A 12,783-nucleotide genomic window follows, 5' to 3' on the forward strand; every position below is an offset into this window, starting at 1 on the left:
GATAATGTCAGAACCGGCTCAGCGGCGCGGCGACGCGGTGGACCTGGCGAACGGCGATGGAACCGCGGAACTCGGCGCGCAGCAGCGATACGCTGGCCCACAGCTTCTCGCCGGGGTTAGCCGGCCAGCGCAGCGCCTGGCCGAGTTCGCGCCGCTGCCACCAGCGCAATGCGAAATCCGGCTGCGACAGCAGCGCCTGCTCCAGCCAGGGCCGCGGGCAGGCGGGCGGATGCACGGGCGGATGCGGCTCCAGCTTGCGCCCGTCGCGCCGCAGCCAGTCCCGCGCGGCCATGCCGGGCAAGGACAGGTCCTGCCGCCAGGTTTCGCCGCCGCTTTGCGCGCTCAGCCGGTAGACGCCCGGCGGCAGCGCGGCGGCCTGGTCCTCGCTTTCCAGCTCGAACTGGCGGCCGTCGTAATGCGTCTTCGCGCCGGCGAAGAGTTCTCTGCCGTCCGGCAGCCGCAGCGACCAGCGCAGGTCGCGCCGCGGACTGACGCCGTTCAGCCTGACGTTGTAGACGCGGCTGAGCGGGATGTCGCGCTGGATCAGGTCCAGCTCCAGGTCGCCCAGCCAGGCAGGCGGCGCAGATGGCGCGTCGCGGCCGCATTGGCCAAAGACCAGCTCGCCTTGCAGCGCCAGCCAGGCTTGATGCTGGGCCACGCCGGATATCGAGCCGCCCAAGGCGTCCAGCCGGCGCCAGGCGCCGGCGCGGTCTCCGGAGAACAGCGCGTGGTAGGCCGGCTCCAGCGGCGTGGCGGGCAGCAGCGGCGCGGCGGCGGCGCTGGTCGTCCAGGCCAGGACCAAGCAGAGCAGCGGCCTCACGCCCCGCCCTCGCTCAGCCGGTAGCCTACGCCGCGCACCGTTTCTATCGGGATGTCGGCCAGCTTCTGCCGCAGTTGCAATACATGGGTGTCCACGGTGCGGGTCGACGGGAAATGCTGGTAGCCCCATATCTGGTTCAGCAGCTCGTCGCGGGTGAACACCCGGCCCGGCATCCTGGCCAGCATCGCCAGCAGGTCGAACTCGGTGCGGGTCAGCGCCACCTCGCCGCCGCGCCAGGCGGCCACCTGCCTGGCCGGAAACAGCTTGAGACCGCCGCAGGCCAACTGCCCCTCGCCCAGCGGCCGCAGTTGGGCACGCACGCGGGCCAGCAATTCGACGTGGGCGAAAGGCTTGGTCAGATAATCGCGCGCGCCGGCCTCCAGTCCGGCCACCCGGTCGTCCAGCTCCACCCGGGCGGTGAGTATGATCACCGGCAGCGCCTTCAGCGCCAACCACTGCGGCAACAGGCGCAGCGAGTCTCCGTCCGGCAGCTGGCGGTCCAGTATCGCCAGCTCGGCCTGCCGCCAATGGGCGGCCACTTCGCCACCGTCCCGGAGCCACAGGCAATCATAGCCCTGCTGCTGCAGGAACTGGCGCAAGCCGGCGCCCAGCTCGGCATCGTCTTCAATCAGCAATATCGTCACACGGCAACTCCAGCACGAATGTCGTCGGCGGCCCTTCCAGCATCAGCCGGCCGCCCAGCCTCCCCATCACCCGCCTCACGATGGCGAGGCCCAGCCCCATGCCGGTGTTGGCGCCCAGCTCCCGCCGCAGCAAGGACAGCCGGTAGCGCGGCAGCGCGCCGCCGTCGCTGACCGCCAGCCGCAGCCGGCCGTTTTTCCAGCCGGCCAGGATGCGCACCGGCGGCCGGCCGTGCTGGCGGGCGTTGCGCAGCAGATTGTCCAGGCACAGGCCCAGCCAGTAGACGGGCAGATTGAGGTTTCTGTCCTGATCCAGACAGTAGGTCGCCCCGTGGCGTTCCGTCACGCTGTCCAGCCACGCGGCCAAGGGCAGCGGCTGCGGCGCTTCCAGCCGGCGGTCCGCCGCCAGATAGTGGCGGCTGGCATCGGCCAGTTGGCGCAGCCTGAGCACGCCATCGGCCAAACGGCCAAAACCCTGCTGCGCGCCGGGCGGCAACAGGTCGAAACCGGAGCGGAAGTCTTCCACCACATTGCCCAGGCCGGCGATAGGCGTGCGCAACTCGTGGGTAAGCATCTGCAATACGAAGCGCCGCTCCCGCTCCTGCCGGCGGCGCTGCAGCCAGCCGTAGGCCAGCACACAGGCCGCCGCCAGCAGTGAGAAACCGGCCAGCGCCGGCCACCAGCGCTCAGATGGCGGCAGAGGCCGTGCGCAGATCCGCCCCAGCGGCTGCGGACAGCCATCGCCGTCTGCCAGCGGACTCAGGGCCAAGCCCGCCTCATCCGCCAGCGGCCGCCACTGCTCGGCGCCGTAACGCCGCCAGCTCGCGCCGTCGCGCCACCACAGCGCGCCGCCGTCCAAGAGCCAGCGTTCGCCGGACAGCAGCGCGGCCAGATTGTCGTCGCTCAACCCGCCGATGCCGGCGAAGGCCGTCGGGCGCTCGCGCACGTGCAGATAGGGCTGCAGAACCGATGCCGATTCCGGATGGTGCTGCAGATAGTGCCAGGCGTAGCTGCCGCCCAGCGGATGGATGGCATGGGCGGCGAACCAGGCCGGCGGCAGCGCCTCGCCGTCGCACAGCGCGCGCTCGAAGCGCAGCAGATCGGCCGGCAGCGGCGGCCACGGCGCGCGGCACTGGTCGCGGTGGCGGTACAGCGCCTGCAACTGGGCAAGCGGCAGCCGGCCCAGCGCCGGGTACAGCGAATCCGGCCGCAGCAGCGCGGCGTCCAACTGCTGCAAGGCCGCCACCGCCGTCTCAGCCTGCGGACGCTCGGCGCGCAGCGAGGCCTGCAGCGCGGCGACATCGGCGCGGGCGTGCAGGCTCAGGGCGATCAAAAACAGGGCGAGGAGGCGCGGCATGGCTGGATTATAAGGCCGTCCGCTTCCCGACGCGCCTGGCGCGCGGCAAGCCGGAAACAATGGCCGGAGCTTCCGTGCTAAGCTGCCGGCGTTTGTTTCCCCATCGTTCCGCCACATGCCACCTCGCAGCTGGGATATCTTCTGTACCGTCATCGACAACTACGGCGACATCGGCGTCGCCTGGCGCCTGGCGCGCCGGCTGGCGCACGACTGCGGCCACGCGGTGCGGCTATGGGTGGACGATCTGTCCAGCTTCGCCCGCATCGCGCCTGGTCTGGACCCGGCGCAGCCGCAGCAGACGCTGGCCGGCATCGACATCCGCCACTGGCCGCAGACGGCCTTTCCGGCCGACGTCATCCCCGCCGACGCGGTGATCGAGGCTTTCGGCTGCCGGCTGCCTGACAGTTTCGAAGCGGCGATGGCGGCCAAGGCCGTCAAGCCGGCGTGGATCAATCTGGAATACCTGTCGGCGGAGGACTGGACCCTCAGCCATCACAAGCTGCCGTCGCCCCACCCCAGGCTGCCGCTGACCAAGCATTTCTTCTTCCCCGGCTTCGACGCCGCCGGCGGCGGGCTGATCTGCGAGGACGGCTTGATAGAGGCGCGGACCGCCTGGCAGGCCGACGAGGCGGCGCAAGACACCTACTGGCGCCGCCGCGGCCTGCCGCCGCGGGCAGCCGGCGAGCTGCGCGCCAGCCTGTTCGCCTATCACAATCCGGCCGCGGCGCGGCTATTGCAAACCTGGGCCGACGGCCCGCTGCCGGTGCGCTGCCTGGTGCCGGAGGGCAAGGTGCTGCCCGATGTCGCCGGCCTGTTCGGCCATGCGCTGCAAGCCGGCGACCATGTCCGGCTGGGCAGCCTGGACGTTCACGTGCTGCCCTTGAGCGATCAGGACGACTACGACCGTCTGCTGTGGGGCTGCGATTTCAACTGCGTGCGCGGCGAGGACAGCCTGGTGCGCTCGCAATGGGCGGCGCGGCCGATGCTGTGGCACATCTACCCACAGGAAGACGACGCCCACCTTGCCAAGCTGGAGGCCTTCCTCGATCAATACTGCGCCGGTCTGCCGGCGGACATGGCCGCCGCGCTGCGCGCGCTGAACCTGGCCTGGAACCGCCATGGCGACATCGCCGCCGCCTGGAACGACGCCTCGCCCTGGCTGCCGGCATGGCGCGAACATGCGACAAACTGGCAACAGCATCTGCTGAAAGACGGCGATCTCGCGGCCAGACTGCTGCACTTCATCGCCGAAATCAGCTAGAATGCCGTGTTTTGTCGGGAATCTTTCCCGGCTTCAATCAAGAGTTTGGGATTAGACAAGCATGAAAACCGCACAAGAACTGCGCGCTGGTAATGTATTCATGGTCGGCAGCGACCCGATGGTTGTTCAGAAGGCTGAATTCAGCAAGTCCGGCCGCAACGCTTCCGTCGTCAAGATGAAGATGAAGAACCTGCTGACCGGCGCCGGCAGCGAAGCCGTATACCGCGCGGACGACAAGTTCGACGTGGTGGTGCTGGATCGCAAGGACTGCACCTACTCCTACTTCGCCGATCCGATGTACGTGTTCATGGACACCGAATTCAACCAGTACGAAGTGGAAGCCGACAACCTGGGCGACACCATCAACTACATCGTCGACGGCATGGAAGACGTGTGCCAGGTGACCTTCTACGACGGCAAGGCCATCTCCGTGGAACTGCCGACCACCGTGATCCGCGAAGTGGAATACACCGAACCGGCCGTGCGCGGCGACACCTCGGGCAAAGTGCTGAAGCCGGCCCGCCTGGTAGGCACCACCTTCGAAGTTCAGGTTCCGGCCTTCGTCAACACCGGCGAAAAGATCGAAATCGACACCCGCACCAACGAATTCAAGAAGCGCGCCTAAGCCTTCCGGATCGTTGTGCCGAACAAAGCGCCCCGCGGGGCGCTTTTTTGTATCCAGGGGCCGCGAAACCCAACCGGCAGGAACTGCGGACCCGAACCGCCCCTCCCCTCTAGCCGGCAGCCAATCGAAAATCCATTTCCGCGTACGTGGGGAACACCAGGGAGGGATGGAAGGTGCACTCCTCCAGCACGGTTCATCCCCACGTGCGTGGGGAACACACCGGCATGCGCGGCAGCGTCACCACCAAGGACGGTTCATCCCCACGTGCGTGGGGAACACGCGCCATCGCGGCGTCCCAGGCATCGAAATAGCGGTTCATCCCCACGTGCGTGGGGAACACTTCCAAATGCTCAGCTGCCGTTCCATTCAGGACGGTTCATCCCCACGTGCGTGGGGAACACCTCAAACCGCCGGAGCTGTACGGCTGCCAGGGCGGTTCATCCCCACGTGCGTGGGGAACACTGAGGAAGCTGGAGGTACTCCAATACTCGTGGCGGTTCATCCCCACGTGCGTGGGGAACACTGCGTGCCCTCCAGCCAGATACGGGGTGCCCCCGGTTCATCCCCACGTGCGTGGGGAACACGGAGATACGGGAGATACGAATGTGGCGGGCTACGGTTCATCCCCACGTGCGTGGGGAACACGAAATGGGCATTGCGCGGCCTTGAGACCATCCAGGTTCATCCCCACGTGCGTGGGGAACACGGGGCAGAGGTTTCAGGGGGCTGCGTGCCTGGCGGTTCATCCCCACGTGCGTGGGGAACACTGGCAGTGGCCTGGCGCCAGCATTTCGAGGGGCGGTTCATCCCCACGTGCGTGGGGAACACCTCTTCAATTCGAATCGTTGTGTCATTTCAGTCCGGTTCATCCCCACGTGCGTGGGGAACACGCTGACAGCGAAGATGGTGAAGCTGATACAGACGGTTCATCCCCACGTGCGTGGGGAACACTTGTTTGGAGATATCTGTATCGGTTAATGTGCCGGTTCATCCCCACGTGCGTGGGGAACACACCTAATCGCTGAGCATAAAGAGCAGGGCATGCGGTTCATCCCCACGTGCGTGGGGAACACGTGTACATGGTTCTGTTTTTCATGGTTCGAGTCGGTTCATCCCCACGTGCGTGGGGAACACTTCCAGCCTATCTCAGAGAGCGTCTCAATCAGCGGTTCATCCCCACGTGCGTGGGGAACACGGGCCGAACAGGCCCAGCGCCTCATCGGCGGCCGGTTCATCCCCACGTGCGTGGGGAACACCTGGCTGTACAAGCTGCCTGGGCTGGCGGCGTTCGGTTCATCCCCACGTGCGTGGGGAACACTCCTGCCCAACTACGCCACCGGGGGTAATTCGCGGTTCATCCCCACGTGCGTGGGGAACACTCCAGCGACTGCATGGCCTGCACGCCGTTGGTCGGTTCATCCCCACGTCGTGGGGAACACAGCACCGTCCTTCCAAGGGGTTAAAACGTGAGCGGTTCATCCCCACGTGCGTGGGGAACACGACATCAACGTAGAAGTTGATGACGGGAACGTCCGGTTCATCCCCACGTGCGTGGGGAACACGACTTCCCTGGCATTGTGTTTCCAGACAGCCGCGGTTCATCCCCACGTGCGTGGGGAACACCGATTATATAGCCGGTTGCTGGCGGTGGATTCCGGTTCATCCCCACGTGCGTGGGGAACACGTCGATGGATCGGATTTTGCCCAAATCAAATACGGTTCATCCCCACGTGCGTGGGGAACACCTGCGCGCCGGTGCCGCGCAGCGCGTACATGCCGGTTCATCCCCACGTGCGTGGGGAACACGACTTCCCTGGCATTGTGTTTCCAGACAGCCGCGGTTCATCCCCACGTGCGTGGGGAACACCGATTATATAGCCGGTTGCTGGCGGTGGATTCCGGTTCATCCCCACGTGCGTGGGGAACACGTCGATGGATCGGATTTTGCCCAAATCAAATACGGTTCATCCCCACGTGCGTGGGGAACACCTGCGCGCCGGTGCCGCGCAGCGCGTACATGCCGGTTCATCCCCACGTGCGTGGGGAACACGCTGAACGCTCTGAATGAGGCGCTGGTGCAGGCGGTTCATCCCCACGTGCGTGGGGAACACTATGCCGGCGAATATAACGGCAATGACCTGATCGGTTCATCCCCACGTGCGTGGGGAACACGCCTTCAACCAGTTTATAGCGCTTGTCTGCCCACGGTTCATCCCCACGTGCGTGGGGAACACCACCCGATGTCGTGATCGTCAATCCGACAGAACGGTTCATCCCCACGTGCGTGGGGAACACCGACCAGGGCCGCGCCCGCCGGAGGTGATGAACGGTTCATCCCCACGTGCGTGGGGAACACGGCCGATCGGGCTGGACGCCTGATTGGGCGGACGGTTCATCCCCACGTGCGTGGGGAACACTTCTGAGTGTCCTCGACCGGTTTTTGATGTTCCGGTTCATCCCCACGTGCGTGGGGAACACTCCGGTTCCGAATGAGTTGATTGCTGACGCTACGGTTCATCCCCACGTGCGTGGGGAACACGATGCAGCTATCAAGGATCAGAAGAAGTGGGACGGTTCATCCCCACGTGCGTGGGGAACACACCAATTTCAAGCTTCTGATTTTTAAAGACAAAAAACCACCTTAGAATTCTACCGATTTTTTCCAGCCGAAAAACGTCGTTCAAATCTGCACGGCAAACGGTCGGCATGCAAGCAAGAAAGCACCTGGCTGGCGCTTTTTTCATGCCCGCCGCCAACTGGTATACTGTTTTCCCGCTCCATCCCGCCCGAACCGCGCCATGTCCGATCTTTTCTCCGTCGAACCGCAAAAACCGCTGGCCGAGGCCTTGCGTCCGCAGGCGCTCGATCAGGTGATAGGCCAGCAGCATCTGATCGGCCCTGGCAAGCCGCTGAGCCTGGCGGTGGCATCCGGCAAGCCGCACTCGATGATATTGTGGGGCCCGCCCGGCGTCGGCAAGACCACGCTGGCACGGATTCTGGCCGCCAGTTTCGACGCCGAGTTCATCCCGATCTCGGCGGTGTTCGCCGGCGTCAAGGATATCCGCGAGGCGGTGGAGCGCGCCAATGCCGTGCTGCAGCGCTCGGGCCGGCGCACCATTCTGTTCGTCGACGAGGTGCACCGCTTCAACAAGAGCCAGCAGGACGCCTTTCTGCCCTTCGTCGAATCGGGCCTGGTCACTTTCATCGGCGCCACGACGGAAAACCCGTCGTTCGAGGTCAATTCCGCGCTGCTGTCGCGCGCCCAGGTCTATGTGCTGAACAGCCTGAGCGAGGACGAGCTGAAGCTGCTGTTCGAGCGCGCGCGAACGGAAGGGGCGCTGGACGGGCTGAATTTCGACGATGCGGCGATCTCCACGCTGACCGGTTACGCCGACGGCGACGCCCGCCGCTTCCTGAACCTGCTGGAGCAGACCCGCACCGCGGCGCAGACGCGCGGCGCGGCGGATGTCGACCCGGCCTTCCTGGAAGAAGTGCTGACGCTGAACGCCCGCCGCTTCGACAAGGGCGGCGACGCCTTCTACGACCAGATCTCGGCGCTGCACAAATCGGTGCGCGGCTCCAATCCGGACGCGGCGCTGTACTGGCTCAGCCGGATGCTGGACGGCGGCGCCGATCCGCGCTATCTGTCGCGCCGCATCGTGCGCATGGCCTGGGAGGACATCGGCCTGGCCGATCCGCGCGCGATGCAGATCGCCAACGACGCGGCGCTGACTTATGAAAGGCTGGGCAGTCCGGAAGGCGAGCTGGCGCTGGGACAGGCGGTGATCTATCTGGCGGTGGCCGCCAAGAGCAACGCCGGCTACCAGGCGTATAATGAGGCCCGCGCCTTCGTCAAGCAGGACAAGTCGCGCCCGGTGCCGGTACACTTGCGCAATGCGCCCACCCGCCTGATGAAGGAATTGGGTTACGGCCACGCCTACCGCTACGCGCACGATGAGCCCCACGCCTACGCCGCGGGGGAAACCTATCTTCCGGAGGGGCTGGAAGACATCGAGTGGTACCGCCCGGTGCCGCGCGGACTGGAAAGCAAGATTCAGGATAAACTGGCCTTTTTGCGTCAGCTGGACGCCGACGCGCTGCAGAATACCGATAGTGAAAAACAGGAATAATCATGCTCGACATCAATCTACTTCGTAATGACATCGAAGCGGTCGCCGCCCGTCTGGCCGGCCGCGGCTACACCCTGGACACCGCAGCATTCAATCAGCTGGAATCCGAGCGCAAGTCCCTGCAATCCCGGATGCAGGAACTGCAGGCCAAGCGCAACGCCACTTCCAAGCAGATCGGCATCGCCAAGGGCAAGGGTGAAGATGTCTCCGCCATCATGGCCGAAGTAGCCACCCTGGGTGACGAGCTGAAAGCCGCCGAGCAGGCGTTCGACGGCGTGCAAGGCAAGCTGGACGCCTGGCTGATGTCCATCCCCAACCTGCCGCACGAATCGGTGCCGGTGGGCAAGGACGAAGCCGACAACGTGGAAGTGCGCCGCGTCGGCGTGCCGCGCCAGTTCGACTTCGAAGTGAAGGACCACGTCGATGTCGGCACCCCGCTGGGCCTGGACTTCGACACCGGCGCCAAATTGTCCGGCGCCCGCTTCACCGTGCTGAAGGGCGACATCGCCCGCCTGCACCGCGCGCTGGCCCAGTTCATGCTGAACACCCATACCGGCGATCACGGCTACCAGGAACACTACACGCCGTACATCGTCAACGACAGCGCGTTGCTGGGCACCGGTCAGCTGCCCAAGTTCGCCGACGACATGTTCAAGGTGACCCGCGGCGGCGACGAATCCGCCGTGCCGCAATACCTGATCTCCACGTCGGAAGTGACGCTGACCAATACCGTCGCCGACACCATCCTGCAAGAGAGCGAACTGCCGAAGAAGATGACCGCGCACTCGCCTTGCTTCCGCTCCGAGGCCGGCAGCTACGGCCGCGACACCCGCGGCATGATCCGTCAACACCAGTTCGACAAGGTGGAGATGGTGCGCGTCGAGAAGCCGGAAGACTCCTACGCCGCGCTGGAAGAGATGGTGGGCCACGCCGAGAACATCCTGAAGGCGCTGGAGCTGCCCTACCGCGTCATCACGCTGTGCACCGGCGACATGGGTTTCGGCTCCGCCAAGACCTATGACCTGGAAGTCTGGCTGCCGGCGCAGAACACCTATCGCGAGATCTCCAGCTGCTCCAACTGCGAGGCCTTCCAGGCCCGCCGGATGAAAGCGCGCTACAAGGACGAGAACGGCAAGAACCAGCTGGTGCACACGCTGAACGGCTCCGGCCTGGCGGTGGGCCGCACGCTGGTGGCGGTGCTGGAAAACTACCAGAACGCCGACGGCAGCGTGACCGTGCCGACCGTGCTGCGTCCGTATATGGGCGGCAAGGACAGGATAGGCGGCTGATCGCCTCCCATCGAAACGACCGGCATCCAGCGATGCCGGTTTTTTTACGTCCGCTCAGGCCGGGCTGGCCGTACTGGACTCCGCCAGCAACGCAGCGAAGGCCTCGCGCGGCAGCGGCTTGCTGAACAGATAGCCCTGGGCGCAGTTGCAGCCCTGTTCGAGCAGGAAGCGGCGCTGCGCTTCCTCCTCAACGCCCTCGGCCACCACGTCCAGCCCCAGGCTGCGGGCGATGGAGACGATGGCGCGGGTGATGGCGGCGTCGTCGCCGTCCCTGTGCAGGTCCATGATGAAGGAGCGGTCTATCTTCAGCCCGCGTACCGGCAAGCGCTTCAGATAGGACAGCGACGAGTAGCCGGTGCCGAAATCGTCTATCGACAGATACAGCCCCAGCCGCTGCAGCCGCCGCAGCATCTCCACCATGCCGCCGTCGTCCTCCATCGCCACGCTCTCGGTGATCTCCAGCTCCAGCGCCCCGCTGTCCAGCCCGTACTCGCTCAGCGCCCTCTCCAGCTGGCCGACGAAATCACCATGCTTCAACTGGCGTCCGGACACATTGACCGCCACCCTCCCCGGCCACAGACCGGCGTCGCGCCAGCGACGGATGTCGGCGCAGGCGGTGGCCAGCACCCAGTCGCCTATCTGCGCGATCAGCGCGCTCTCCTCGGCGATCGGAATGAAGCGCTCCGGCGACACCAGCCCCAGTTCCGGATGCCGCCAGCGCAGCAATGCCTCGGCGCCGATCATCCGGCCGCTGTCCAGCGCCACCTTGGGCTGATACCACAGCTCCAGCTCCTGCTGCGCCAACGCGCGGTGCAGGCTGTACTCCAGCTTCAGCCGCTCCAGCGCGCGCGCGTTCATGTCTGCGGTGTAGAACTGGAAGCCGTTCTTGCCGCGCTCCTTGGCCAGGTACATCGCGGTGTCGGCGTGCACCAGCAGCGTGTCGCCGTCGCGGCCGTCGTCCGGGAACATGCTGATGCCTATGCTGGCGGAAATGAACATCTGCTGCCCTGCCGCGTCGGACAGCGCCGTGATGGCGTCCAGCACCTCTTGCGCGCGCGCGGCCGCCTGCGCCTCGCCGCCTATGTCCTCCAGCAGTACGGTGAACTCGTCGCCGGCCAGCCGCGCCACCGTCTCGCCGGGTCGCAGCTGCATCTGCAAGGCGCGCGCGATGCGGATCAGCAGCTGGTCGCCGGCGTGGTGGCCCAGCGTGTCGTTGACCAGCTTGAAGCGATCCAGATCGATGAACAGCAATGCCACGCCGTGGCCGCCGGCCCCGGCCCGCTCCAGCGCGCCCTGCAGCCTCTCCAGGAACAAGGTACGGTTGGGCAGGCTGGTCAGCGCATCGTGGTTGGCCAGGAAATGCAGCCTCTCCTCGGCCTGCTTGCGCTGGGTGATGTCGGAAAACACCGCCACGTAGTGCAGGCATTCGCCGGCGCCGTCGCGTATCGCGGTGATGCTCAGGTGTTCGGTGTACAGCAGGCCGCCCTTGCGGCGGTTCACCACCTCGCCTTGCCAACGGCCGTCGCGCAGCAGATTGCTCCATAGCTGCCGATAGAATTCCGGCGGCTGCTTGCCCGATTTCAGCAGCGCCGGCGTCTTGCCCAACGCCTCCTCGCGGCCGTAGCCGGTGATGCGCGAAAAGGCCGGGTTCACCGACTGGATCACGCCGTTGCGGTCGGTGATGACGATGCCCTCCATCGTCGACTCGAACACCTTGTCGGCCAGCAGCAGGCTGCGGCGCGACTGCTGCAGGGCCTCGTCGCGCAGGCGTAGCGCCTCGTTCAGCTCGTGCAGGTATTCGTGCTCTATGCCCTGGACGATGTCGTCGAAACCCAGCAGCCGCGACAGCCGGCCGGCGGCGTCGAACACGCCCAGGTGGCGGATATTGTGCTGCTGGACCAGCCGCCTGGCCTGCAGCAGGCTATCCGACTCCGCCACGCCTATCAGCGGGCGGCGGCAGCCTTCGCCCAACGTGGCCGGCAACGCGTCGGCCGCCAGCCAGCGCAACACGTCGCGCTGGGTGACGATGCCGTAGCCACCGTCGTCCAGCGACACCGCCAGCGCTGACAGCGCGTGCTCGCGCATCCGCCGCATCGCCTGGCGCGGCTTGGCCGAAGCCGGCAACACCGTCGCAGGCGGGCCGGACAGGTCCCGCACGCGCTTGACGATCAGGAAGGACTCCAGCCCCTGGTTGCGCACGATGTCGGTCAGCGTGACCATGCCCAGTGGCTGGCCATGCCGCAACACCAGCGCATGGCGGAGTCGGCGGCGGCGGAACTCGCCCACCGCCTCCGGCAGCGGCATGTCGTGCGGCAGGCTGGCCAGCCGCGCGCTGACCGCCTGCGCCACCGGCAGCGCCGGATCGCGCCTGCCAAGCGAAGCCTCGAGCGCGTCCGCCTCGGTCCAGATGCCGAGGATCTCGCCACTCTCCTCGTCCCTCACCACGATGGAACTGCAAGCCGCCGCCATCATCCGGCTGGCAGCCTCGCGGATCGGCAGCGACGGCGGGCAGCACAGCAGGTCGCGGGAGGCGATTTCATCTAGCGTCTGACTGGAAACGGACATGGGCTGGCAATCGCCTCGTCATAATTCGTCCGGCCATTATACCGTTAACCATGCCACGACAAGGGCCTACTGGTCAAAATCCTTGCACAAAGCAA

The 12,783-nt window shown here is 66.0% G+C and carries 8 protein-coding genes and 2 CRISPR repeat arrays; of the genes, 4 read left to right on the forward strand and 4 right to left on the reverse strand.

All coding sequences use genetic code 11. The features are described from left to right. Positions 1-7 precede the first annotated feature (7 nt). Genes WNM05_RS17620 through WNM05_RS17630 form a run of 3 tightly spaced genes read right to left on the reverse strand, consistent with a single transcriptional unit; the run spans position 8 to position 2,818 of the window. Complete coding sequence (locus WNM05_RS17620) at positions 8-820, reverse strand: DUF2861 family protein (RefSeq protein ID WP_434629264.1); 813 nt, start codon at positions 818-820, stop codon at positions 8-10. Next, a complete protein-coding gene (locus WNM05_RS17625; RefSeq protein WP_434629266.1) occupies positions 817-1,464 on the reverse strand; it encodes a response regulator transcription factor in 648 nt (215 codons plus the stop codon). Before WNM05_RS17625 ends, WNM05_RS17620 begins: the two co-directional genes overlap by 4 nt. Next, positions 1,445-2,818 carry a DUF3404 domain-containing protein gene (locus tag WNM05_RS17630; RefSeq protein ID WP_434629268.1) on the reverse strand — a complete coding sequence of 458 codons (1,374 nt, stop codon included), beginning with the start codon at positions 2,816-2,818 and terminating at the stop codon, positions 1,445-1,447. The genes WNM05_RS17625 and WNM05_RS17630 overlap by 20 nt, the downstream gene beginning before the upstream one ends. Positions 2,819-2,933: 115 nt before the next feature. Between WNM05_RS17630 and earP the strand changes: the two genes are divergently transcribed. The 4 genes from earP to serS all read left to right on the forward strand — a co-directional run bounded on the left by earP (position 2,934) and on the right by serS (position 10,123). Further along, a complete protein-coding gene (gene earP, locus WNM05_RS17635; RefSeq protein ID WP_434629270.1) occupies positions 2,934-4,079 on the forward strand; it encodes an elongation factor P maturation arginine rhamnosyltransferase EarP in 1,146 nt (381 codons plus the stop codon). A gap of 61 nt (positions 4,080-4,140) precedes the next feature. Then, positions 4,141-4,704 (forward strand): elongation factor P, encoded by a 564-nt coding sequence (efp, locus tag WNM05_RS17640; protein WP_011134931.1) that lies wholly within the window; start codon positions 4,141-4,143, stop codon positions 4,702-4,704. A 189-nt stretch (positions 4,705-4,893) separates the two neighbouring features. After that, positions 4,894-6,084: a CRISPR direct-repeat array (repeat unit 29 nt; unit sequence CGGTTCATCCCCACGTGCGTGGGGAACAC). A 91-nt stretch (positions 6,085-6,175) separates the two neighbouring features. Further along, positions 6,176-7,304: a CRISPR direct-repeat array (repeat unit 29 nt; unit sequence CGGTTCATCCCCACGTGCGTGGGGAACAC). Positions 7,305-7,502: 198 nt separating this feature from the next. After that, positions 7,503-8,834 (forward strand): replication-associated recombination protein A, encoded by a 1,332-nt coding sequence (locus WNM05_RS17645; RefSeq protein ID WP_434629273.1) that lies wholly within the window; start codon positions 7,503-7,505, stop codon positions 8,832-8,834. Between the two features lie 2 nt (positions 8,835-8,836). Beyond that, positions 8,837-10,123 carry a serine--tRNA ligase gene (gene serS, locus WNM05_RS17650; RefSeq protein ID WP_434629275.1) on the forward strand — a complete coding sequence of 429 codons (1,287 nt, stop codon included), beginning with the start codon at positions 8,837-8,839 and terminating at the stop codon, positions 10,121-10,123. Positions 10,124-10,177: 54 nt separating this feature from the next. Here the strand turns inward: serS and WNM05_RS17655 are convergent, their stop codons facing one another. Continuing rightward, positions 10,178-12,688, reverse strand: a complete 2,511-nt coding sequence (locus tag WNM05_RS17655; RefSeq protein ID WP_434629276.1) for an EAL domain-containing protein — start codon at positions 12,686-12,688, stop codon at positions 10,178-10,180. Between the last annotated feature and the right edge of the window lie 95 nt (positions 12,689-12,783).

It is taken from the genome of Chromobacterium sp. CV08, assembly GCF_051129845.1.
GTDB lineage: Bacteria > Pseudomonadota > Gammaproteobacteria > Burkholderiales > Chromobacteriaceae > Chromobacterium.